This window comes from Exiguobacterium sp. s131, assembly GCF_018617345.1.
GTDB classification, from domain to species: Bacteria; Bacillota; Bacilli; order Exiguobacteriales; family Exiguobacteriaceae; genus Exiguobacterium; species Exiguobacterium profundum.
Genome location: NZ_JACSJX010000001.1, coordinates 83,129 through 107,863, shown reverse-complemented (window position 1 = coordinate 107,863; position 24,735 = coordinate 83,129). Strand labels below are relative to the sequence as shown.

The window sequence follows — 24,735 nt, the reverse complement described above, 5'->3', positions numbered from 1 at the left end:
ATCAAGATGCGAGAAGAGAAAAATTTCATTAATGGGGAATGGACAGAAACGGGACAAACGATCGAGGTACGCAATCCAGCTACAGGCAATGTGATGGCCGTCGTGACAAAAAGTGATACACAAGAAGCGACACAAGCCGTCGATGCTGCACATGAGGCGTTACAAGAATGGCAACAAAAAACAGCAGAAGAACGAGGGGAGCTACTCAATGAGTGGCATCGTTTGATTGCAGAACATACAGAAGAGCTTGCCCGAACGATGGTCGAGGAACAAGGGAAACCGCTCAAGGAAGCAATCGGTGAAATCAACTATGCAAATGGATTCATCGACTGGTATGCAGCAGAAGGACGACGCGTGTACGGAGAGACGATTCCTGCTTCATCAAACCAGAAACGAATCTTTGCCATCAAACAACCGGTGGGCGTCATCGCAGCCATCACACCTTGGAACTTCCCAGCTGCCATGATCACACGGAAAGTCGCTCCGGCGCTCGCTGCAGGCTGTACGGTCGTCATGAAACCAGCATCGGCGACCCCGTTGACCGCCATCGAATTGGTGAAATTAGCGGAGAAGGCCGGATTCCCAAAAGGGGTCATCAACCTTGTCACTGGACAAGCTTCAGATATCGTCAAAGCGTGGCAACAAGATAAACGGGTCCGAAAATTGACGTTCACAGGTTCAACGGAAGTCGGAAAAATGCTCATGCGTGACGCTGCGGACACGATGAAAAAGATTTCACTCGAACTCGGTGGACATGCCCCGCTCATCGTCACGGCCAAAGCGGATTTAGATAAGGCTGTTCCGCAAGCGGTCGCCACAAAGTTCCGAAACGGTGGACAGACGTGCGTCTGCGCGAACCGAATCTATGTCGAACGCGCCGTCGTCGATGAATTCTCGGAGCGTTTCATTAAAGAGGTCGAAGCGTTGAAAGTCGGCAACGGACTAGAGGAAGGTGTCGACATCGGTCCGCTCATCGATGACGATGCGCTCAGTAAAGTCGAAAAGCATATTGAGGACGCACAGATTCGTGGCGGTGAAGTGTACGGTGGCGAGGTGCTAGACGGCTTATTCATCCGTCCTGCTGTCATCCGTTATGCGAATGAAGACATGCTCTGCATGAACGAAGAAACGTTCGGACCCGTCGCACCGATTGCAACGTTCGATTCGCTCGATGAAGTCATCAAACGGGCGAACAACACGCCGTTCGGCTTAGCCGCTTACTTGTTCACGCAAGACATCAATGAAGCGGTCTATTTAGCTGAATCGTTAGAGTATGGGATTGTCGGTGTGAATGACGGACTTCCGTCAACGCCGCAAGCGCCTTTCGGTGGTTGGAAAGAGAGCGGACTCGGTCGTGAAGGCGGTCATCACGGTATTGAGGAATTTTTAGAAGTAAAATACATCTCTCTCGGATTGTGAGTATAGGTATACAAAAAGGCTTGTCGACATTGATATGCGACAAGCCTTTTCTTATCGGTTGACCCACTCGACTAAATCGTGTGGAGATTGAATCACGTGATCTGCAAGTGCCCACTCTTCTTCATTACCGAACCCGAATCCTGTCAAGACGACGGGAAAGTCATGAGCGCGAGCCGCTTCGACATCCGATTTACGATCACCGACCATAATATAGTCCGCCTCTCCGTGCCGGACACGGTGCGCTGTCAGAATGTCTGCCTTCTTCTCGCCCCCAACAGATTCTAAACATTCGGGTGCCGTCATATATGGACGAATCTGTTGCGTATCTAAAATCAAATTCATATAATGAACACCGCAGTTACTCGCTGTCGTCAGCGTATGACCTTGCTCGTGAAGTGTCTCCAACATCTCACGAATTCCGTCAAATAAGACATTTTGTCCTTCCATCGTTTGCTCAAGCGTCGTATGACGGAGTCTGCGAATGAGACGAATCTCCTCAAGCGTCGCTTCCGGGATGACATGCTCCCAAAACGCGTTACCTGCCAAGCCGTATCCTGAACGGACCGCCTCTTCACTCGGTTTCGGAAGATGAGGAAGCTCCTCTAGTGCCTCATGAATCGCCTTTGTCATCGGTCCGGTCGTATCTACTAACGTGCCATCGATATCAAATAAAATTACTGCCATTGGATTGATCTCCTCTCTTTCACTCTCTCCCTACCGTAGCAGAATCCCCGAAAATGCAAAAGAGAAAACGTGGTGACAAAAAACGACTGAACCGATTCGTCCAGTCGCATCTATTATCCACGCCAGAAGTTCATTCCACCCTTTACAGAATAAACGTCGGTATATCCGGCACTCTTCAGCATCGCTGCCGCGCGTTGGCTACGCATCCCGCTCTGACAGATGACATAGACAGGACGCTCCTTTTCTTTCGGATATTTCGCTTGAGCATTACCGAATCCGGATAAAGGTACGTTTTTCGCCTGCTTGATATGTCCCCCGCGGTATTCATGCGGCTCACGCACATCCAACAATTGAATGTTCCGTTCTTCTGCGATTCTCCGTTTTAAATCGTCTGTCGAAACCGTTTTGACATTGTTACGACGACTCCACCAGAAATACACAAGTCCAATGACGACCGCCACGAAAAGAAAGTCCAACATATTCACGCCTCCATTTGCATTCATTTCTTATACTCATTATACCCCATACGGTATTTAAGTCAATGAATGTGAATCCACAAAAAAACCACATGTTCATGACATGTGGTTCAAAAATCGAGCAATGAATCCGATTTCGGTTGTTCGTCTTCCTCCATCGGAATGCCGAGAAAGGCAGCCATCTGTCGATCAAGCGGCGGTTTTGTCTCGTTCGTAGATGTCGACGTTTGCGGCACACCGACCGCTTTCGCTTCTGACGTCTCATCTAGAAGTAATTCACAAAAACCCATTAACTTTGCCAAATGACGCTTTTGCGCTTCGCCGGTTGACGACTCAATCTGTGTCATCACCTGACGCATTTGGGCGATGACTTGTTGTTCTGTAATCATAGTCCGTACACATCCTTTACGCTTCCATTGTGCAGGATTTCATCCTCAATTCGCAAGTTCCTTAACGATTCCTTGACTCGACCCAGTTTAAAAAGGCGTCATAATCAAAACGAACTTGATTTGCATAAAAATCAGCCCATCTCGATAACTGTCGAATAAACAGGGACGGAGAGTCACCGATTGCCGCCGCGATTCGTTCGCTTGCCGTATAATCGAGCACATTGGAGGTCGCATCGGCCCGTGCATGAATCTTCGCCGTGATTTGCGCTTGCACCTTCAACGTCTCAATGAGCGACGTCTCATCTTTCATATGTTTCGCTTTCACTTTTCGCTTATACGGAGAACGTTGCCTCACATAATATTCTTTGTCGTTAATCGTCAAATAGCCGAGATACGGGTCACGACTGTGGACCATTGCCCGTTGCGCAGCGACGACACGAGCGCCTTGATGCGACAATCCGTTTTCAAACAGCGGATGTGTCGGAAGAAAGAGAGACGGGACGGCAGATTGTGCTTGTTTCATCTCTAAAATGACATCTTCATCATGCTCTTCATCGGCACCTTCAATCAAAATATAGTAGCGTTCTAATCCGATAGAAGCCGTTCCGCTTTGAAGTTTGATGGCGATATCTTTGATTTCATAGTGATCGGCATGATGTCGGTGTTGATTTGACAAAGAAGACAGATAATCGCCCCATGCCGCTTCAATTTTCTCCCGTACTTCCGAGGAGATGGGAAGCAAGTCGTCACTCGTTGAAAAATAACGTTCCTCGTCTCTTACCTCCGTCCGTTCGGACATGAATTCATCTTTCTTCTTCTCCGCTTTTTTAATAACTTTTTTGACCGCTTTACACGTGTTCTCTTTCGTGAATTGAATATGCTCACTTCGTCCAAGCGCATGTTTTTCAATGGCTTTGGCATAGGACTCAGCAAACGCTTGAATGGCTGCTTTGCCATCGAACCCGGACTCGGCGGCGAATAAATCGACAGAGACCGCCATCCGCAACAAATCAAACAGGTATGAACCGATATACGCCTCATCAAAGTCGTTCACGTCATAGATGATGGTACCGGCCCCGTCTTCGAACACACCGAAATTTTCAAAGTGTAAGTCTCCTTGAATGAACGTCGGATGATCGGGACCTGTGTCAAACGCGATTGGCACTTTCGCAAAGTCGTAGTAGAACAAGTGTGAGCTACCCCGAAAGAACGAGAACGGGCTCGAACTCATCTTCGCATATTTTTCTTGTCTCGCCTCTTCCGAAAGCTGTCGAATCGACTGGTCGTAAAAATCAAGGACGGTCCCGATCGTCTCGCATCGAATTTGTTGTTTGACGGCTGTGAACATACGGCTCTCCCCTTCACTTGTTGAATAAGTGTTTATATTCCCCGTACCCGGCCTCTTCAAGCTCTTCTACAGGAACGAATCGGAGAGCGGCCGAGTTGATGCAATAGCGTAAGCCGCCAAGCTCTTTCGGACCGTCATCAAACACGTGACCAAGGTGACTGTCCCCTTGTTTTGAACGGACTTCTGTCCGTACCATGTGGTGCGTCGTGTCCATGTTCAAATCGACTCGCTTCTCCTCGATTGGGCGTGAGAAGCTCGGCCATCCGCAATTCGACTGAAACTTATCGTGAGATGTGAAGAGTGGTGTCCCGTCGACGATATCGACGTACAACCCCTCCCGCTCTTCATCCCAATATTCATTTTGGAACGGTGGTTCTGTCCCGTTTTCTTGAGTCACTTTATACTGCATCGGTGTCAAGCGTTCACGAAGTGCTTGTTGTTGTTTACGATCACTCCACGCCTCTTTGATGAACTTCGCGCGCCCTGAACCGACACGGTACATCTCATAACGGAACGGATTTTTTTTATAGTAGTCTTGATGATAGTCTTCCGCTTCCCAGAACGTTTTCGCAGGGCGGATATCGACTTCAATCGAACGATCGAAGCGACCCGAATCTTCCACTTCCTGTTTCGAACGCTCCGCTGCAGCCTGTTGCTCTTCTGAATGATAGAAGATGGCTGGACGGTACGATTCACCGCGGTCATTGAACTGCCCTCCGCCATCTGTCGGATCGATTTGACGCCAATAGATGCGTAGCAACTCCTCATACGAAATGACTTCTGGATCAAATGTGATTTCAACCGCCTCTAAATGTCCTGTCGTCTCCGAACAGACTTGTTGATACGTCGGGTTGTCGACATGTCCTCCTGTATATCCAGAAATGACACGCTCCACTCCCTCATATTTATGAAACGGTTTGACCATGCACCAGAAACAGCCTCCCGCAAATGTAGCTTTTGCCATGATAAATCCCTCCTTACTTTGTAGTGTACCCAAAAATGTGGCAAGACAACAAAAAACGAGAACCACAATATGTGTTCTCGCTTCAGTCCTCTTCCACCTGATTCACATGACGCATCACCAAAAATAAGATGACTCCAACAATCGCAGCCCCTAAAAGCGTCAACACCATGTTATCTCGAGCTGATAAAGTATAAAAGATCGCTAATCCAATCAAAATGAGCGCAATCGGAATAAACGCTCGCTTAAAATGATCCCAGTAACGCACGGACAGTCCTCCTTTTCTCTTATCATACCAAACTTTCGATTTTCCATAACGAAAGTTCTAAAAGATGAGAAGAACTTGAATAAATCCAAAAGGATTCCAAGACGATTTGCTTGAATAGTCATTCAAGAGAGCTTCTTTCCGCAAGCAGGTTATTCCTGTCTGTTTCCAACTAGATGCTATATACTGTAACTAAATATTTCCATACGGGATAAGGGGGAGCCTCGATGCTCACAATCATTAATGCGTTCTTTATCAACCTGTGTATCTTGTTCACGCTCTTCACGATTTCCTTTTTACCGTTTCGCAATCGACCTCGTTTAACTCCACAGTCTCCTTTGAAAGGAAGGGTTTTACTCGGGGTACAGACCGGATTGATTGCCATCCTCCTTTTGGTAAATGCCTTACCGCTCGAGGGGATACTCATCGACCTACGTAATATTCCCGTTTTGCTTGCCGTTCTATTCGGGGGATGGGTGAGTGGTGCTGTCGCAGGTATCATATTATTAATCGGTCGTTCCCTAGTTCTGTTCTTTACAGACGGTACCATGCTCGGTCTCTATCTAGCCATCGCCACAATAGTTACGTTAGTTGTCTTGACAAGTCTTTTACGGAAACGCATGGATAATACTCGGCCTACTTTGCTCGTATTCACTACGATCAGTATTGCCATTTTTGGGGCAGCGCTTTATGCCGCGCTTCCACTAAACTTGTTCTATCCCGTCTTAATCGTCTACATGTTAATGTCTTACGGGGGAGCTTGCGCCGCCTATCGATTACTGCTCGAACTACGCCGTCACTTTGAGAACGTCCAACATCAACAGCAACTAGCGCGTACAGATGCGCTCACCGGGATTGCCAATCGGCGTCTCTTGAACGAAGCCATGGCCAACTTGACGGTCGAGGCAGAAGAATACGCATTGATTTTGGTCGACATCGATCATTTCAAACGGGTGAATGACACATACGGTCACGACGTCGGAGATGATGTTTTGCGCGAGCTCGGCATGCTCCTCGTGAATGAGAGCAATGAGCGCCATTTAGTCGGTCGCTTCGGCGGCGAAGAATTTTTAATCGTCATGCCCCATGCTAATCGAGAAGAAGTATCGCAGCTTGCTGAATCTATTCGAGAAAAGGTTTCAACGTTCCCGTTCGAGACGAGTGCCGGTACGCTCCACATCACTGTTTCGCTTGGAGCTTGCCATTCGAATGATATTGAAATCGACAGTGTGTTAAAACATGCAGATGAAGCGTTATATCACGCAAAAGAGTCCGGTCGGAATCGTTTCATCCTCGCCTCTTAATGTGTCAAACTCTTCACACTTGAGCGCGTTTTCTCGCTTTACTTTCTCGAAATGAATCGTTAAACTAGGCTAGACTTTGATTCAGATCGATACATCATGATTTATTCAGAAAAGGGGAAACATCGTTCATGTCAGTTTTGTTATCTTTATTTGGAGTTATGTTTATCGGCTCGTTCGCGATTGATTATAGACGTGGAAAGACACTTCAACAATCGGCAATCGGGGGGATTCGTTCGATTCAGAACAACATGTGGATTTTCTTCCGGACCTCACTTTCGATGATGATTATCATCGGTCCGCTCTTATTGATTTCAGGTTTTGTATTCTCGGATTTGGTGAGCTTTAACACGATCCCAGCATTCATCATCGCCGTTCTCAGTATCGGCTTTGCGGAACGGATTATCGGGATGACCGTGGCACCACTCATCCGCACGTTTTGGCATCAACGCGGTCGTCTTATGCCACTTTATTTAGATGCCGCTCTCTACGTATTCTTACTCTCTATTCTCGTTCTAGAGTTCTTGATGAACATCCCGGGGATTGATCTTCAGTCACCGTTCATTGCGCTATTCTATGCGTTCGCTCTCTTCTTCACGAGATACTTGTTCAGTTTGATTCGATTCACGGTTCAAAAAGGCCTAGCCTCGAATTAATTCATGACCCAATCCATGCGTGTTCGCACGTATGGATTTTTTTATTATTCTTATTGACAATGAGAATCGTTATCAACTATACTCTAGTTGTAGCTTCCCAAAAGCTTGGCGTGCACGTTCCCCAAACATATCACGTCACGTGGATTCCCCTCCACGACACTCTTTTTGAAAGCATTGCGACAACCCCCATTTGTTGCACCCATATTTGCCATAAACAAGACGAGCAGCCCACCGACGGGGCTGCTCGTCTTTTTCATGATGCGAACACTTCTTGTTCGATTTGTTTCAATTCATAGAACATGCCACGTTTCGTCATCAATTCCTCATAAGAACCGACCTCGACGATCCGTCCAGCTTCCATGACGATAATCTGATCAAACGTTTCGAGACCCGTCAAACGGTGACTGACAAGAATGAGTGTGCCCCCTCCGGCTTGCTGTAGCAATTCAGAAAAGACATGGGCCTCCGTTCCTGCATCGAGTGCCGATGTCGGTTCATCAAGCAACCAGAGAAGTCCGTTTTTAAGAAGTGCCCGTGCGATGGCGAGGCGCTGACGTTCTCCACCTGACAAGTTTGCCCCTTTCTCCAGGACCGGTTCGTCTAGCGAGAATGACAAACGGACGCGCTCAAGTGCTACGTTCATCGCTTCATCTGTGAAGTCACCGGCTAACGCCAGGTTTTCCCGTACGGTTCCGTAAAAGAAATGATTGTCTTGCAAGACAACACTTGCATGTTGCCAAATAGCTGTTTGTTTGACATCGTTCATATTGTAATCATCCAACCGAATCGTGCCGTCTTCCGTCCGAACGAAAGCCATTAGCAATTGAAGTAACGTCGACTTCCCTGACCCGCTCGGTCCGACGATGACCGTCTTCGAACCGCTCGGTGTGTGTAACGTTACCTCATCGATGACATCTCGATACGTGTCTGGATAGCGATAGCGAACATGGTCAAATGAAATGGACGGTGCGGCCGTAAACGTCACGTCTTGACGTTTCGCCTCATGCGCCTCAATCGTTTCACTCGGTTCCGTCACTTCAAACAAACGATCCGCTGCTTGCTTGCTGTCTGCAAAGTGACCGGGGAACACGGCCATCGGCGTCGTATTCTCAAACGCTGTGAGCGACATCATGATCAGCATTGCCAAGAACAACCCGTTCAGGTCTCCATTTACCACCTGATACGCACCGATGGCCAAGACGCCCCATGAGACGAGTAAGGAAGCGGCAACGACGAGCGCCGAATTGAAGAACTGATTCGTCGTGTCTTTCCGCTCTGCCTCCATGTAACGCTCACTATGCGAATAGACAGTTTGTTTCGTGCGATCGAGTTGGTGATGAAGTTTTAAATCCCGGTATCCGAACAGCATCTCTGTCAATTGAATCGACACATCTCCGCGCAATCCACGAATCGTCTCATCGTGATGGGCACGGATTCGTGCAAATCCGAGCGGAATCAAGAATCCTGTAACGAGTACACCAAACAAGATCCATAGGCTGACCGCAAACGAGAAGAAGGTGACAAAGAAGATGGTGCTCAAAAAGACGAGTACGAGAATGATCGGCGGATAAAATACGCGAAGGAAGTAGTTTTGAAGACTCTCGACGTCCCCGACGACGCGTGCGAGCAAATCGCCGCTCCGATATTTCGCAAAGATGGACGGAACGAGCGGCTCTAACTGACGATAGAACCGGACGCGCAACTCACTTAAAATCGTAAACGTCGCCCGGTGTGAGGCGAGGCGTTCCCGATAACGGCTTCCTGCCCGGATGACACCGAACAGTTTAATTAAGACAACCGGTACCATGAGTGCATACAGTGGCGGGACGAGCCCTGCCCGTGATACGAGATAGCCACTTGCCGCGAAGAGGGCGACCGCTGCAATCCCTGCCGCATATCCAAAGAAGATGGAGAGGAGGATGTCTTTCTTCTCGCGCATCATCCATTTTGTGATGGTCCAAAGCGAGTTCATCGGCTCACCCCTTTCTGAAGTGCAAACAGTTCTGCATACTCTGGGACAGCGAGTAACGCTTCGTGCGTCCCTTCTGCGATTCGCTTCCCATCATCCATGAACCAAATCGTGTCCGCCTCTTTGATCGTATGCAGACGATGCGCAACCGTGATTAACGTCGCACCTTTCGACAGCTCTTCAATCGAGCGTCTGACAATCCGCTCTGTTTTCAAATCAAGGCCGGTTGTCGGTTCATCAAATAATAAAATACCAGGTCGCTTAAAGAAAGCCCGTGCGAGTGCAAGGCGTTGCCGTTCCCCACCAGATAGTCCAAACCCACCTTCTCCGAGTTCTGTCCAGATTCCGTTCGGCAACTGATCAATCACCTCGGATAGTCCAGCTGCCTCGGCTGCTTCGAGTAACGCACTCTCGTCAGCTACTTCACCTAAAGCAATGTTTTCGGCGAGTGTCCCGGCGAACAGATACGGGTTTTGAGAGATATACGCAATATTTCCATACCAGGCAGATTCCTCATACGTATGCAAGGGTTCGCCATCCACGAGGACGCGCCCTGATTTCACCTGCAAAAGTCCTGAGATCACGTTAAGGATAGTCGTCTTCCCGGAACCGCTCGCGCCGACTAACGCAAGGTGGGTGCCGGACGAGATGCGACCACTCAATGGCTGAAGGGAAAAGCGTCCACCAGCGTACTCAAACGATATCTCTTCAAGCTCGAGGTCCGGTGTCCGTGAACGAAGCGACTTCGTCCCCCACTGAATGCGATCATCCGGGGCGTCTAATACGTCAAAGATTCGGTCTGCTGCGCCCATACTGCCACGTCCCGTATGAAAGGCACTGCCCAGGTCTTTGATGGCCAAGTAATACTCTGGCGCCAACACAAGAATCAAGAATCCTGAGAAGAACGTCAGGTTCTCCCAAACGACCATCTGTAGCGCGACTTCTAGTGCTACAACGCCGGTGCTGAGCATGGAGATGAATTCCAACATGAGGCCAGATAAGAATGCCGTCTTTAAGACGACCATCGTCGCATCCCGAAAGTCGAGACTGCTCTTCTCAATCGCTTTCGCTTCCTGTTCGGTCCGGTTGTAGAGTTTGAGTGTCGTCAAACCCTGTAAGACATCCAAAAACTTTCCGGAAAATTGATTCATCTTCTCCATCTGTTCCTCAGATTTTTTCTGTGTCGCAATCCCGATGATAATAAAGAACAAAGGGATAAACGGTGCTGTCACCATCATGATGACACCTGAAATCCAATGTTGGCTGAAGACGACAACCAAAATCAGAAGCGGGATAATCGAGGTTTGAATCACTTGTGGCCAATATTGACTGAAGTAGGCGTCAACCTCGTCAACAGCATCCATGAACACACTGACCTTCTTCCCAGATTGTCCCGTCAAAGACGACTCGACCGGGCTCGTGGCATAGCGATCTAGCAATTGCAGACGCAACGTCTGCTTCGCCTTTTCCGATAAACTCGCTCCGATTCGTCCGGAGACGTATCCAAAAAGTGCTCGTGCCAATAGGGCGACGACGAGCCAAAGTAACGCCGGAACGACGGTTTCAAATGATTCATCTTTTAAAAAGATTCGGTCGACAATGTCGACGATTAAATACGCTTGCGCCAAAATCGATAGTCCAATCATGACCGCAGACAATACCAGTCCGATGATGTGACGTCGCTCGGCGAACGCAAGGGCTTGCAGTCGTTTCACTGCATTCATCCTTTCTCTATTCACAATCCGATTGCTTTGTGAGATTCATCACTAATTATACAATATGACACGTCTTGAAGCGAACGCTCCGCTCGTTCCGACATGCAAAAGACGCCCTCTCCTGAGTGGCGTCAATCGAAGTCTTGCTCAAAGTATTCAGGATGCCCGATTACAAGTTGGTGGTCATCCATTCGAAGCACCTCTTCTTTACGAAGCTTCGCTAAAATCGTAGAAACCGTCTCTCGAGACGTTCCAGATAGACGAGATAGTTCCATCGCCGTGAACGGACAGCGGACACGTACCCCTTGCTCATCCGGTTCACCTAAATCTTCAATCAAAAAATGGATGGTATTGAGTACACGTTCTTTCGCGCTCGGGGTAATGATCTCTTGGACACGTCGTTCATGTAAATCTAAAATACGATTCATCTGTCCAATGATATAAAGCAGCATGTTCGACTGTGTGGATACAAACCGCTCGAATCGGTCGGTCGGGATATAGATGACGTCAATATCCGTCACCGCTTCTGCCGTATGACGGTAGTCTTCCTCCGTAAACAAACCATTGTACGGAAAGAACTGTTTGGGCTTCACGTAGTCCGCATATTGATGCGTCGCATGCTCGTTCATCCGTTCAAGTCTGATGTATCCACTCATTAAGAAATACACGCGCTCTCGCGGATCTCCTTCCATGAACAGGAGCTGTCCTTTTCGATACGTTCGGCAATAGACGTGCGGGACGAGCTGTTCAAGCGCTCGACTCGAACAGTTCGCAAACAGTGTCAACTGCCGTAAATCATCAATCGTCCACTTATGTCGCATCTGTATCCCCTCATTTCTAGTTAAATCCCCTACCTTAAGTATAAATGGATTCAAAATGATACCGCTTTCAAAATCCGACAGTTTTCTGACATGACAAAAGGGGGTCTCCCCCCTTTTCAGTCCAACATCAGTTCTAATAGGGCGTCTTGCAAATCTCGATCGAGTTCTAACGCATGGAGGTCAAACAGCCAGGCCTCGAGACGCGTCTTCGTCGTCGCCATCTGGTACAACCGATCTTTCAAATCGTAGGCGATTTCCGCGCGATCTAAGAATCGATAGAGACGATCAAGTCGATGGGCGTTCTGTGTCACATCGACGGGGAGCGTCACCGTCTGCTCCTGCTTCAATTCACCAATCGGGATGTGTAACGTCTGCGTCTCAGCGTCATAGTCCCCTTCCCCGACAACGCCTCGAACAAGAACGGTCAATGTCCGATTCGCCGGAACGAGGGTCAGGTCTCCTGACATCTCGATGTGTAGCGTCCGCGCTTCCCAATCGAGCGTGAACGTCGTTTCAAGTGAGGCACCTGTCTCATAATCGCGGCTTTCCCCGTCATCTTCATACATCGTGAACGTGTTCGAGGCACCTGGAAAGACGAGTACTTCTAGCTCGCTCGGGTTTCCCGTCTCGTTCGCATGCGGTTGATGCGGCATGAGGGGAACGATGGCACCCGCTTTGGCGAAGACCGGTTGTCCATCGAGTCCACGGAACACACGAATCGACTTGTCACCTTCGTAACGATGTCCTGTGAAGAAGTCAAACCATTCTCCTTTTGGCAGCCAGACATTCGTTCCGGCGACGTGGAGCTTTCGGTCCATCGGCGTGACAATCGGGGACACAATGAGTTCACTGCCAAAATAAAACTGATTCGGCACTTGATAAGCCGCTTCGTCATCGGGATGTTCGATATACATCGGCAGCACGAGCGGTAACGCATCGGCATGGTTACGATAATTCATCGTGTATAGATAAGGAATGAGCTCGTGACGCAGACGTAAGAATCGCTTCATCGACTGTTCGGCTTCGATCCCGAAACGCCAAGGCTCTTTCCCGTTGAAGGTGCTGAACGTCGAGTGGAGGCGCATGATTGGACTGAACACCCCGTATGCGACCCAACGCGCGGCGAGCTCATCGTCTTTTTTCCCACGATGATGCCCTCCGATGTCGTGACTCCACCAACCGTAACCGATGTTTGTCGCTGTCGCTGTAAAATACGGCTGGAAGGCGAGCGAGGCCCACGAGATGATCGTGTCTCCTGAAAATCCAACCGGGTAACGGTGGCTCCCTGGTCCTGCGTAACGAGAGAAAATGAGCGGACGCTTACCGTCACGGGCGATGTCGATGGCATGATAATGATTCAGCATCCATAGCGGATCGAGTCCTTCCATCTTCGAGGTCGACCCTTGTTGCCAATCGATCCACCAAAAATCAACGCCATCCGCCTCATGTGGATGATGCATCTGCTCAAAATATGCTTGAATGAATCGTTTGTCTGAAAAATCGAATGGGATTCGGTCCCCCGATTCCGGTTCGACGCCCATGGCCTCGGCCATCGCCACGTACTGATCTTCAAACGCACGGACACCGTCCGCGGGATGCAGGTTCAACGTCACCATCATTCCCTCATCCTTTAGCCAGTTAAGGAAACGCTTCGGTTCGGGAAACAAGTTTTTGTTCCACGAATAGCCCGTCCAACCACTCCCGTACTCTTCGGGAATGTCCGTCACGTGCCAGTCCATATCGATGACACTGACCGAGAACGGGACATCTTCTGACTTGAAACGGCGCATTAACGCCTTATACTCCTTTTCGTCGTATCGCCAGTAGCGGCTCCACCAGTTCCCGAGCGCTTTACGAGGGAGCATCGGCGTCGGACCCGTCAACGTGTAAAAGTCTCGAAGTGCCTGTTTATAGTCATGACCATATCCGAAGTAGTAAATGTCATGGATCCCTTTTCGTCGCGGCTCGACGAAGCGATCATCTGTCATCAAAAACGAGGATGAATCATCTATGATCGCATACCCTTGTTTGGAGAGGATCCCTTCTTCTAACTCCGTCGCCCCGTCCACATGGTCGAGCGTCCGCGCTGTCCCTTTCAGCGTCCGCTCCGGACCGTTGAACATGTAGCGGCTATAATACGTGCTAAAGTTCCCTTTCACGTCCACGTAGAGCGTGTTCGGCGCGAACGGACCTTTCGTATAATACAAATGGACATGTTCGGTGATGATTTGGAGTTCTGTCTCATCTTCAATCACTCGGAATTGTGGAACGTCAAATTCCCGATTCCACGCCACTTGGGTGGCGCGGTCTTCAAAGACACCGTCCTCCGCATATTCCATTCGAATCAACTGACTCGTCAATACGGTGAAGCGATAACAGCTTCCTTGTACGATTGCCCCTTCTCTTGCTTTTGGTCTCATCCACGACTGGTACACATGATTTTCTTCGAATAGGCGCATACATTCGAGCGTTTCCGCTCTCCGTCACTTCCTTCCTGAAATTAGTGCAAACGTTTACACTGAATATGATAGCAATCTCATTTTTGGCATACAACATTCCTTCCCCTTGAATCCGGGCAGAAAACAAAAAAGTCGCAAACGCTTCACGTCTGCGACACATTCTTATTGTTGGAGCGATGGAGCTAGGCGGACACGTGTGCCAGCTTCTCCGTCAATGGCGGCTAAAGCCTGATCGAGCGACGTGATGATGGCGACACGGTTCGTACCGGATTCGGCAAACTGCAGCGCCGCTCTTACTTTCGGCAACATACTGCCTGGCGCGAACTGCCCTTCAGCGATATACGTCTCCATCTGTTCTTTCGACGTTTCTTGAAGTGCCATCTCGTCCGGCTTCCCAAAATTGACATACACATGTTCGACAGCCGTCAAAATGAGTAACACGTCTGCGTTGACGAGGTCAGCCAGTTTCGCAGCCGCGAAATCTTTATCGATGACCGCCTCGATGCCGACGTATCCGTCCATTGTCTCCATGACGGGAATGCCACCGCCACCAGAAGCGACGACGATGTGCCCCGCTTCAACGAGTGTTCGAATGACGGCGTGTTCGGCGATTTTCATAGGGATTGGACTCGGCACCACACGACGATACCCACGTCCTGCATCTTCTTTGAAGACGTAACCTGTCGTCCGTTCGAGATGGAGTGCCTCTTCTTCCGTATAAAACGGACCGATCGGCTTGGTCGGATGATGAAACGCACTATCGTTCGGGTCGACAATACTTCGTGTCACGAGAGAAGCCACATGCTGTTCAAGGCCACGTGCACGCAGTGCTTTGGTCAATGCGTTTTCAAACCAGTATCCAATCATCCCTTGCGTCATCGCACCACAGACATCAAGCGGCATCGCTGGTGTGGCTGTACTGTCTGATTCGGCTTGTTGTAACATCAGGTTTCCAACTTGCGGACCGTTCCCATGCGTGATGATGACCTCGACTCCTTCAGCGATGAGTGCAGCGAGAGATTCCGCCGTTGCCTCAACTGCCTGTATTTGTGCTTCGGCTGTCGCATCTTTGCCTTGCTGAATCGCATTCCCGCCTAAGGCGATGACCACACGTTTTTTCTCCATATCCATACCCCCGATCAAATGACTGAGATATTACCCGATAGTATGCGTACGACTGCGAAGATGGCCAGTGCGGTCAACACACCGGCGACCATCCATTCCGTTTTAGTGAGTGACTTGATGCCATTTTCACGTTGTGCCTTCATGTAGAGAAGGGTTCCCGGTGCATATAAAAGTGTAGTGAGAAGTAAATAATCGATTCCAGCGGCGTATATGAGCCATAGTCCATAAACGGAAGCGACCAATCCAATCGCTAAATCGCGTGTTTTTCGTTCACCGGAACTGTATCCGATTCCGTTCTTCGCCACTTTCACTTGGTAAAAGGCCGAGAACACGTATGGGATCAAAATCGCACTCGAAGCGAGAGAAAAGGCAAAGTTATATGCGGCATCTGAAATCAAGAATGTGAAGAGGAAGAGCTGAATCAACCCATTCGTTAGCCAAAGGGCATTGACAGGAGCTTGATTTTGATTCTCTTTCGTGAACCATTTCGGGAAGACTCCATCTTTGGCGGCAACGAATGGGATTTCTGCCGCTAACAGCGTCCAACCGAGCCATGCGCCAAGGACAGAGATGACGAGTCCCCCGTTGATGAGCATCGCACCCCACGGACCGACGGCCGACTCGAGCAAATATGCCATCGCTGGTTGCGAGGCGTTCGCTACATTTTCGGGAGTCATGAGACCGAGCGACATGATAGAAATGAGCAAATAAATGACGAGCGTACCGAGCAACCCGATCACGGTTGCTTTCCCGACGTCCGAACGTTTCCGAGCACGACCGGATAGCACGACGGCTCCTTCCACACCGATAAAGACCCAAAGCGTCACGAGCATTGTCGAAACGACTTGATCACGCACACTTCCCCACGAGAAACCGCCTTGTCCCCAAAAATCGAAGGTGAAGTTTTCGAGATTAAAGAAGAACAAGGTAATCGTAATGAATGCAAAAATTGGGACGAGCTTGGCAATCGTCGTGACGATGTTGATCATCGACGCCTCATGTACCCCACGTAAGATGAGGGTATGCACGAGCCACAGCATAATTGATGCGCCAATGATCGACGCGATATTCTGTCCCCCTTCAAAAATCGGGAAGAAATAACCGACCGAACTGAATAGCAGTGTGGCATACGCCACATTCCCGAGCCAGGCAGACAACCAATATCCCCAGGCCGAGTTAAATCCGACGAACGACCCAAAGCCTGCCCGTGCATAGCTATATACACCACCATCGAGATCAGGACGGCGCATCGTCAGATTTTGAAAGCTAAGACCGAGCGCAATAATCCCGATCCCTGTAATCACCCACCCGATGAGAATGGCACCCGCATTCGCACCTTGCGCCAAATCGGCAGCCAAGTTAAAGGCGCCACCACCAATCATCGATCCGACGACAAGTGCCGTCAACGCTCCGAGACCTAACCGCTTATCTTGCTTGTCAGGATGTACTCCAGCCGAACCACCTGAGTCATGCTCCAACTTCGTAGACATTCTACTCATCCCTTTCGCTTATTTTGAAGCAGGAGGGGGCATCCCCCCCTCGTCAACGATCAAGCCATTCGCGTGTCTCCGTGAGCGTCGCCGCCATCACCGCCTTGATGGTATGCATCCGGTTTTCCGCCTCATCAAATACGAACGAATGACGACTGCGGAACACTTCATCGGTCACTTCCATTTCCGTCAAACCGTACTGTTCGTGAATCGCTCGACCGACTTCTGTTTCTAAGTCGTGGAAGGCAGGGAGGCAATGTAAGAACATGATGTCTGGATTGCCACTCTTTTGAAGCATGTCCATGTTCACTTGATATGGTCGCAACAGTTCAATCCGTTCTGCGAATGCCGCTTCCTCGCCCATCGATACCCAGACATCCGTGTAGACGACGTCCGCTTGATCCATCGCTTCCTCAATGCTCTCTGTCAAGGTGATCACAGCACCGGTTTCAGCAGCGACCAACTTCGCATAGTTCACGATTTCGTCAGATGGCCAGAGCGATTTCGGTGCACAGATCCGCATATCCATCCCAACTTTTGCACCACCGATCAACAACGTGTTGCCCATGTTGTTCCGTCCGTCGCCCACGTATACGAATTTGATTCCGGCAAGTTCTCCTTTTTGCTCTTTTACCGTCAAAAAGTCAGCCAAGATTTGAGTCGGGTGATACAAGTCGGTCAAGCCGTTCCATACCGGTACGCCTGCGTCTTTCGCAAGACCTTCGACCGTCTCGTGGGCGAAGCCACGGAACTGAATGCCGTCAAACATGCGTCCAAGGACGATCGCGGTATCGCGCACCGATTCTTTCTTCCCGAACTGGATGTCATTCTTGCCTAAATATTCGGGATGCATCCCTAAATCGATGGCAGCAACGGTGAACGCACAACGCGTCCGCGTCGATGGTTTTTCAAAGAGCAAGGCAATGTTTTTATCTTCACAAATCCGATGTGGGACACCTTGTTTTTTCTGACGTTTGAATGCAGCAGACAAATCGATCAAGTAGTTGATTTCTTCACCAGAAAACTCGTTTAGCGATAAAAAATGACGACCTTTCAAATCAAAATTGAACGTTGTAGACATACTGCTTCCTCCTTATCACATTTAGATGTCTTGGCGGATAATCGGACAGCTCATGCAACGTGGACCCCCACGGCCGCGTGATAGTTCGCTCGACATGATTTCAATCACTTCGACGCCTTCTTTACGAAGTAACTCATTCGAGACATAGTTTCGGTCATACGTGACCACGACACCCGGCGCAATGGCGAGCGTGTTCGATCCATCATTCCATTGTTCGCGGGCTGCCGCAATCGGATCTCCACCGCCACAAGGGATCAACGTCGCCTCTTGTAAGCCGAGGACATCTTTTAACACCTTCAACAAATCCGAGTGCTGGGCAATTTGAAGTTCACCTTCCGCGTTTAGCGTGAGCTCGAAAATGTTCATCTTCCCTTCCGGTCCTTGAATGAACGGATGGATGGTGAATTTATCATGATCGACCATCGTGAAGACGGTATCAAGGTGCATGAAGGCGCGTGATTTTGGAATTTCGATGGCGATGACTTTTTTGAAGCTGTCTCCATGCTTGAGTAGGTTGAGGGCGACACGTTCGATGCCTTGCGCGGTCGTTCGTTCCGAGATACCGATGGCGACGACTTCTTTCGACAAGACGAGTTCGTCTCCCCCTTCCATCGCAAACCGATAATCTCGGTCCGACCAGATGGGAACATCATGTTTCGCAAAGCGTGGGTGATAGCGCATAATGTATTGCGTGAAGAGTGATTCGCGGCGACGTGCCGGTTCTTTCATGCGGTTGATGGAGAGTCCGTGACCGATTGCAGCGGCCGGGTCTCGTGTAAAGTAGAGGTTTGGCATTGGGTCCAAAAAGAAGGGGTACGTATCTTCAATCATTTCATGCAGATGTCGACGTTTTTCCGGCTTGATCTCCGCTTTCCGGATACCGGCCATCACCGTCTCAATCAACATTTCGTTATCAAAATCGAGTAAATACTCTTTTAATGTTTCGTAAGAACCGTTGATATTTGATTTGGACTCCGATAAGATATCCGCGACAAACTTTTCGCGCACACCAGGGAGTGATAACGTTTCGGTCATTAGTTTTTCGAGGTAAAGGACTTCCACACCACGATTTTGAAGCGCACTCGCAAAATAATCGTGCTCTTTTTGAATGACCGGCAAATGGGGAATATCATCGAACAAGAGGCGCTCTAAATATTCCGGGGTAAGGTTCTCTAACTCCCGGCCCGGTCGCTTCAGTAATACCGTTTTTAATTCTCCAATTTCTGAATACACATGAATCGGATGTTTCAGCGTCGTATCTTGTGAAATCGGTTGATTCGTCATTGAGATCATCTCGCTTCCTCCTTGTGATTCGGGTGTGTGACTACCCTTACCTTATCACTTTACCAAATTTGCGAATGTCTAATCCGACAGTTCATCTGTTGTCGATTCCGCATCGATATGAATAAATGTTCACTCATGTGAATGAACAAACAATGTCCCGGAAGTCAAGACGATGACAAGGGGAAATAAGATGTATGGCTGATGTATAGCATCGCCCTAAAAAAAGCAGAAAACTTTTTTTATTCACCTTAAAATAAATTGAAAACGTGAGAGATCAGGATGTGAGCATATGAAAATTGAAGAAACGGAATACAACGAACATGAAGCAGCACTTCGCACATTGATTCAAAAGGGAGACCCGGTCGATTTTCAAGACCTCTTTCTCTCCCTCCACCCGGGTGAGCAAGCGGATCATTTTATCGAACTAAATCAACATGAGCGGTCGTTCGTGTATCGAACCATCTCCCCCGAGGTATTCACCGATCTATTTGAAAAGCTGACGTTAGAAGAGCAATGTACATTCATCCAAGAAACACCTCAGTCGTATGCCGTCCGAATCTTGAATGAAATGTATTCGGACAACGCGGCCGACTTGATGAGGGAACTACCCGATGCGTTCATGGACACGCTATTTGAGCAGATGGATGATATCGAGGAACAAGAAGTCAAAGACTTGATGCAATATCCGGAGGAAACAGCCGGATCGCTCATGACGACCGAGTTCGTCGTCCTTCAAGCTGATAAGACGGTCGGACTGACCCTTGAAGAATTGCGTGAACTCGGACCAGATGCCGAAACGATTTATTACCTATATGTGGTCGACCAAGTGCACCAACTGGTTGGTGTTGTCTCCTTACGTGATTTAATTGTCGCACCGCTCGAGGCGAAAATTGAAGACATCATGGGGTTCCGCGTCATCTCGGCAAACGTCATGACCGACCAAGAAGACTTGGCTCGGATTGTCCAAAAGTATGATTTATTGGCCCTTCCCGTTATCGATGATCAGCAAAAGCTACTCGGCATCATCACGGTCGATGATGTGTTAGATGTCATCGAGCGCGAAACGACAGAAGACTTTGAAGAACTCTCCGCGACGAAAGGTTCGTCTGATATCAACATGAGTCCGCTTAAAGCAGCGAAAAAACGTGCCCCTTGGATTGTCAGCCTCATGTTTCTCGGCATGATCACGGCCTCGACGATTGGCGGTTTCGAAGACACCCTTGAGACGATTGTGCTACTCGCCGTCTTCATGCCACTTGTCATGGGCTCTGCCGGGAACGCAGCCACGCAATCCCTCGTCGTCGCCGTGCGCTCGATTGCACTCGGAACCATCAATCGAAAGAACGTCATGAAGATGATTCGACGCGAACTTGGGACGGGTATCATTTTAGGAATCGCTTGTATGATTGTCATTTTCGGCGTAATCACGCTATTGTACGACAACATGCTGATTGGCTTCATTGTCGGAGTTTCCATCTTCGCCGCACTCAGTGTCGCTACGATGATTGGCACGATTGTCCCACTTCTTATCAATCGCCTGAAGTTAGACCCGGCTGTCGCCTCGGGACCGTTCATCACGACATTGATGGACAATCTAGGGCTCATCATCTACTTCACGGTTGCGACGTCCATGCTCCAGTTTTTATGACATTTGAAAAAAATCCGATTATAAAAAGCGGTGCTGCTATTGTCAGCGCCGCTTTTACTCGTCATGTTGTTGAGACTCCTCAAACAAACGCACTTCATTTTCATTAAAAGCCCTGATTTCCTCATCCGTCATCACTTCGTTTCTTTCTTCCACATAAGGATTGTCTTTCAATGATGTCTCTAGTTTGCTCAAGTCAGCACTGAGCCCGCTTTCTTGATAAAGGTTAGGTTTTCCTATCGAAGTCAGTGTCCCTGTCCGATTCACTTTGAAATGTCCCAGTTGTAGACCGACAATCCGATATGCATTCTCCATCACGGGTCCTTCATATCTTTGTAAATACAGCAAAACGGTCTCGTCTCGTTTGACGAGCGGGTCTTCTTCCATATCATTTTGTAAAAGGGTGATTGTATCGGCTGACTTCAGTTGACCATTCACGTCTCGATAGACACGCTGCACTTGAATGTGTGATTCAAAGAATGTGACCGATTGATGTGTAAACGGTTTAGGAGCACTTCTCACTTTGCCGACGATGACAATCGGCGAGCTTGTAGCTAAATCGTCTATGTGTCGGAAGCTTTCGGTCACAGCCAAATCACTCGTGTTTTCTTCTTTCAGCATTTCGCTAAACATGATATAACCTGCTATCACTACAACAGATAACATTCCAATCATCCACTTCTTCACGAGGTCCCTCCCATCGGTCCATCCATCCTCATCGATTTTCTACTCTCGTACGACAAGTACGCAATCGTCCCCACGTTCATGGTTTCTGTATGATTCGATCAAAACAATAGGACTACCTTCTTATAATTTAGGGTATTTCCTACAAATACATATAAAACATAAGTAAGGAATGAGGGGATTTCATGACATTTCAACAAGTACTCTACATACTCGTGACCGGTGCCCTGTTCATGGCGCTCGTCGCTTACGTCTCGTATCGCATGACGAAAGGAAAAGTCGAAAGCGCCGACGATTACTTTTTGGCCGGTCGCGGTCTAACAGGCGTCTTCATCGCGGGATCGCTCCTGTTGACCAACTTGTCAGCGGAACAATTGATTGGCTTGAATGGTCAATCGTTCGCCGGCAACATGTCGGCCATGGCTTGGGAAGTGACGGCCGGTATCGCCGCCATCATCATGGCGCTCTTTTTGTTGCCACGCTTTCTTGGCATCGGGATTTCGACCATTCCTGAATTTTTAAGTCAACGCTATGACGAGGACGTTCGTCGATTGACCGTCCTATTGTTTTTACTCGGATACATGTGCGTCACGATTCCATCTATGCTGTACTCAGGTGGATTAGCCGTCCTGCAACTGTTCGACGTGCCGACCCTTCTCGGCATCAGCTTTGAGCAGTCCCTATGGCTCGTCGTTTGGTTCATCGGCATCATCGGCGCGATTTATGCCATCTTCGGAGGCCTTCGTGCCGTTGCCGTATCGGACACGTTGAACGGGATCGGACTCATCATTATTGGATTCCTCGTTCCGACACTAGGCTTTCTCGCACTAGGGGACGGGAATTTATTGGACGGGATGAAGACGATTGCGACGACGAATCCCGAAAAGTTGAACGCCATCGGTTCCGCTAACGACTCGGTCCCGTTTCTCTCCATTTTCACCGGAATGATTTTTGCGAACTTGTTCTATTGGGCACTGAATCAATACGTGATTCAACGGGCCCTCGGTGCAAAAAACTTAGCGGAAGGACAAAAAGGCGTTCTCTTTACCGGCTACTTGAAATTACTCGTTCCAATCTTCATGTTGTTACCTGGCGTCATCGCGTTTCACTTGTACGGGTCGAACGTCGAGAAGGCAGACCTCGCTTATCCGAGTTTGATTGCCGAGCTGTTACCGATGTGGCTCATGGGCTTTTTCCTCGCCGTCTTGCTCGGTGCCGTATTCAGCTCGTTCAACTCGCTCTTGAATAGTATCGCGACGCTCTTCGTACTCGACATTTACAAACCGAAGTTTAAACCGGATGCTTCTGACCAAGATTTGATTCGCGTCAGCAAATGGTTCGGGACGTTCGTTGCACTCGTCTCGTTCTTTGTCGCCCCGAATCTTATGTATGCGCCAGATGGCTTGTGGGACTTGATTCGTCGCTTCACCGGTTTCTTCAACATCCCGATTCTCGTCATCGTTTTAATCGGGATGCTTGTTAAACGTGTGCCGCCAATCGCCGCGAAGATCGTCGTCTTTTTCCACGTCATCGCCTACTATTTCCTCGTATGGGGGACGAAACAATGGTTTGGCGTCGAAATCGGTATCAACTTTATCCATATTTACGGAATCCTTTTCCTCATCGAGACGGGGATCATGCTTGTCTTTGCGCGTGTACGGCCGATGCTTCAAGCGAATCCGATCCGAATCGAACTAGGACGAGTCAAACCGTGGCGTCATGCCCTTTCGACATCCATTTTACTTGTTGCTTCGATGATTTTCGTTTACCTTGTCTTCTCGCCAATCGGACTCGCTTATGCGAACGGCATCGTTTCCGGATGGTTTGCTCCACTGACAGTGGGACTTGTCGTCGTAACGTCCGGGCTCATCTGGGCATCATACCGCTATGGCATTTCTCGTTATGAACGCTATCTAAACAATTTGGGTGAAGAGCCGTCCGATGTAGAAGAACAAAGTAGCTAAACCAATAGACCTCCTTGAACTTACACGTCAAGGAGGTCTACTTTTTGTTGTCGCTTCCGTTCATACATGGCATCGTCCGCACGTTGCCAAAGCGCCTCAATCGTTTCCGGACATGACGCCCACGCCAACCCGATGGCGACAGAAATCGATTCTTGTTCACAAGTCGCTTCGATTTGACGAACCATTCGTTCACATGCATCGCGAGGCATCATCTCTAGAAACAAGACGAACTCATCTCCCCCTAAACGATACACGGATGATTCAATTCCCTGAAGAATCTTCCCGACCCGTTTCAACAAATCGTCGCCAGCAGAATGCCCTTCCATGTCGTTCACGACTTTCAAATCGTTCACATAGCACGATGATTCCGACGTTACACGCATTTCTTGCTTGAGCAATCGTGTCTTCAAACGCCCGACGATTGAAGACACCGGTCAAGCTATCGTGGCGACTTTCATACATGAGACGTTCACGCTCGGTCATGGCTGCTTCGATGTTCCGAATCACACCTTGAACCGCTACGATTTCACCATTCTCATAGATTGGCGTCGTATATTCCTCGAACCATACGTAAGCGCCGTCATTCGTGCGCCATCGTTGAAGAATCGCTTCTTCATAATTGACGCGTCCCGCCACTTTATCGAGTAATAGTCGCCGATCGTCCGGGTGGATTCTCCGAAAACACGCTTGTGCATCTGAATAACTTTACATCACCGTCCCGTCTCCGAGATATAAATCTAAAGAAGGACTGATGTATCGGAAACGCCACGTCGGTTTCGTTTCAAAAATGTAAATGACATCTTTCGTTTGATTCCCGAAATGCATAAACGAAAGAGACTGTGAATGTGGCTGTGGACGTTTATATAGCCACAAGGCAATTAAAAATCCAACGAGTATCCCCCAGAAGAATAACGTCATTGAATCCACTTCCTCTCTGTTCGCCCATATCGTACCACGTTCGAGGTCAGACACCTGTCTCAATTCCTGTTATTTGGTAAA

Annotated in this window: 22 protein-coding genes and 1 pseudogene; 5 read left to right on the top strand and 18 right to left on the bottom strand. The window is 48.9% G+C overall.

Annotated elements, in window-relative coordinates; all coding sequences use genetic code 11:
- Positions 1 to 6 precede the first annotated feature (6 nt).
- Positions 7 to 1,419 carry an NAD-dependent succinate-semialdehyde dehydrogenase gene (locus KNO69_RS00670; protein WP_031422044.1) on the top strand — a complete coding sequence of 471 codons (1,413 nt, stop codon included), beginning with the start codon at positions 7 to 9 and terminating at the stop codon, positions 1,417 to 1,419.
- Between the two features lie 51 nt (positions 1,420 to 1,470).
- Here KNO69_RS00670 and KNO69_RS00665 read toward each other — a convergent pair whose 3' ends face one another.
- From KNO69_RS00665 to KNO69_RS00640, 6 genes are all read right to left on the bottom strand, one after another.
- Positions 1,471 to 2,103, bottom strand: a complete 633-nt coding sequence (locus tag KNO69_RS00665) for an HAD family hydrolase (RefSeq protein WP_031422042.1) — start codon at positions 2,101 to 2,103, stop codon at positions 1,471 to 1,473.
- Positions 2,104 to 2,216: 113 nt separating this feature from the next.
- On the bottom strand, positions 2,217 to 2,582 hold the full coding sequence (locus KNO69_RS00660) for a rhodanese-like domain-containing protein (protein WP_012727509.1): 366 nt from the start codon (positions 2,580 to 2,582) through the stop codon (positions 2,217 to 2,219).
- 107 nt (positions 2,583 to 2,689) lie between these two features.
- On the bottom strand, positions 2,690 to 2,968 hold the full coding sequence (locus KNO69_RS00655; protein ID WP_214815332.1) for a DUF5327 family protein: 279 nt from the start codon (positions 2,966 to 2,968) through the stop codon (positions 2,690 to 2,692).
- 61 nt (positions 2,969 to 3,029) lie between these two features.
- Positions 3,030 to 4,316, bottom strand: coding sequence for a DUF2252 domain-containing protein (locus KNO69_RS00650; protein WP_214815330.1), 1,287 nt, complete (start codon positions 4,314 to 4,316; stop codon positions 3,030 to 3,032).
- Between the two features lie 13 nt (positions 4,317 to 4,329).
- Positions 4,330 to 5,280 carry a peptide-methionine (S)-S-oxide reductase MsrA gene (gene msrA, locus KNO69_RS00645; RefSeq protein ID WP_214687638.1) on the bottom strand — a complete coding sequence of 317 codons (951 nt, stop codon included), beginning with the start codon at positions 5,278 to 5,280 and terminating at the stop codon, positions 4,330 to 4,332.
- Between the two features lie 82 nt (positions 5,281 to 5,362).
- Positions 5,363 to 5,545, bottom strand: coding sequence for a hypothetical protein (locus KNO69_RS00640; RefSeq protein ID WP_031422036.1), 183 nt, complete (start codon positions 5,543 to 5,545; stop codon positions 5,363 to 5,365).
- 224 nt (positions 5,546 to 5,769) lie between these two features.
- Between KNO69_RS00640 and KNO69_RS00635 the strand changes: the two genes are divergently transcribed.
- Together KNO69_RS00635 and KNO69_RS00630 are read left to right on the top strand one after the other, a co-directional pair.
- Positions 5,770 to 6,846, top strand: a complete 1,077-nt coding sequence (locus KNO69_RS00635) for a diguanylate cyclase (protein WP_214815328.1) — start codon at positions 5,770 to 5,772, stop codon at positions 6,844 to 6,846.
- A gap of 128 nt (positions 6,847 to 6,974) precedes the next feature.
- Positions 6,975 to 7,499: a hypothetical protein gene (locus KNO69_RS00630; protein WP_214815326.1), complete on the top strand. Its 525-nt coding sequence runs from the start codon at positions 6,975 to 6,977 to the stop codon at positions 7,497 to 7,499.
- Positions 7,500 to 7,752: 253 nt separating this feature from the next.
- On the opposite strand, the gene cydC is transcribed toward KNO69_RS00630, so the two are convergent.
- The 8 genes from cydC to arcA form a co-directional block, all read right to left on the bottom strand.
- Positions 7,753 to 9,471: a thiol reductant ABC exporter subunit CydC gene (gene cydC / locus KNO69_RS00625; RefSeq protein ID WP_214815324.1), complete on the bottom strand. Its 1,719-nt coding sequence runs from the start codon at positions 9,469 to 9,471 to the stop codon at positions 7,753 to 7,755.
- Complete coding sequence (gene cydD, locus KNO69_RS00620; protein ID WP_214815322.1) at positions 9,468 to 11,192, bottom strand: thiol reductant ABC exporter subunit CydD; 1,725 nt, start codon at positions 11,190 to 11,192, stop codon at positions 9,468 to 9,470. The genes cydC and cydD overlap by 4 nt, the downstream gene beginning before the upstream one ends.
- A gap of 122 nt (positions 11,193 to 11,314) precedes the next feature.
- Positions 11,315 to 12,004, bottom strand: coding sequence for a Crp/Fnr family transcriptional regulator (locus tag KNO69_RS00615; RefSeq protein ID WP_074035511.1), 690 nt, complete (start codon positions 12,002 to 12,004; stop codon positions 11,315 to 11,317).
- Between the two features lie 116 nt (positions 12,005 to 12,120).
- Entirely contained in the window at positions 12,121 to 14,463 is a 2,343-nt protein-coding gene (locus KNO69_RS00610; RefSeq protein WP_214815320.1) for a TIM-barrel domain-containing protein, read from the bottom strand.
- A gap of 162 nt (positions 14,464 to 14,625) precedes the next feature.
- Entirely contained in the window at positions 14,626 to 15,588 is a 963-nt protein-coding gene (gene arcC, locus KNO69_RS00605; protein WP_214815318.1) for a carbamate kinase, read from the bottom strand.
- A gap of 14 nt (positions 15,589 to 15,602) precedes the next feature.
- Entirely contained in the window at positions 15,603 to 17,078 is a 1,476-nt protein-coding gene (gene arcD / locus KNO69_RS00600; protein WP_214685280.1) for an arginine-ornithine antiporter, read from the bottom strand.
- Between the two features lie 52 nt (positions 17,079 to 17,130).
- A complete protein-coding gene (gene argF, locus KNO69_RS00595; RefSeq protein WP_214815316.1) occupies positions 17,131 to 18,159 on the bottom strand; it encodes an ornithine carbamoyltransferase in 1,029 nt (342 codons plus the stop codon).
- Positions 18,160 to 18,180: 21 nt separating this feature from the next.
- On the bottom strand, positions 18,181 to 19,410 hold the full coding sequence (arcA, locus tag KNO69_RS00590) for an arginine deiminase (RefSeq protein ID WP_214817784.1): 1,230 nt from the start codon (positions 19,408 to 19,410) through the stop codon (positions 18,181 to 18,183).
- 322 nt (positions 19,411 to 19,732) lie between these two features.
- Here arcA and mgtE point away from each other — a divergent pair, with 322 nt between their 5' ends.
- Positions 19,733 to 21,091 (top strand): magnesium transporter, encoded by a 1,359-nt coding sequence (gene mgtE, locus KNO69_RS00585; RefSeq protein ID WP_214815314.1) that lies wholly within the window; start codon positions 19,733 to 19,735, stop codon positions 21,089 to 21,091.
- A gap of 54 nt (positions 21,092 to 21,145) precedes the next feature.
- Here the strand turns inward: mgtE and KNO69_RS00580 are convergent, their stop codons facing one another.
- Positions 21,146 to 21,775, bottom strand: a complete 630-nt coding sequence (locus KNO69_RS00580; protein ID WP_214815312.1) for a hypothetical protein — start codon at positions 21,773 to 21,775, stop codon at positions 21,146 to 21,148.
- A gap of 182 nt (positions 21,776 to 21,957) precedes the next feature.
- On the opposite strand from KNO69_RS00580, the gene KNO69_RS00575 reads away from it, so the two are divergent.
- On the top strand, positions 21,958 to 23,736 hold the full coding sequence (locus KNO69_RS00575; RefSeq protein WP_214815310.1) for a solute:sodium symporter family transporter: 1,779 nt from the start codon (positions 21,958 to 21,960) through the stop codon (positions 23,734 to 23,736).
- Positions 23,737 to 23,756: 20 nt separating this feature from the next.
- Here KNO69_RS00575 and KNO69_RS00570 read toward each other — a convergent pair whose 3' ends face one another.
- The 3 genes and pseudogenes from KNO69_RS00570 to KNO69_RS00560 all read right to left on the bottom strand — a co-directional run bounded on the left by KNO69_RS00570 (position 23,757) and on the right by KNO69_RS00560 (position 24,708).
- Positions 23,757 to 24,062: a GGDEF domain-containing protein gene (locus KNO69_RS00570; protein WP_214815308.1), complete on the bottom strand. Its 306-nt coding sequence runs from the start codon at positions 24,060 to 24,062 to the stop codon at positions 23,757 to 23,759.
- Positions 23,998 to 24,411, bottom strand: a pseudogene (locus tag KNO69_RS00565) (PAS domain-containing protein); the annotation flags it as partial. The gene KNO69_RS00570 and the pseudogene KNO69_RS00565, both read right to left, overlap by 65 nt.
- Before the next feature lie 30 nt (positions 24,412 to 24,441).
- Positions 24,442 to 24,708: a hypothetical protein gene (locus tag KNO69_RS00560; RefSeq protein WP_214815305.1), complete on the bottom strand. Its 267-nt coding sequence runs from the start codon at positions 24,706 to 24,708 to the stop codon at positions 24,442 to 24,444.
- Between the last annotated feature and the right edge of the window lie 27 nt (positions 24,709 to 24,735).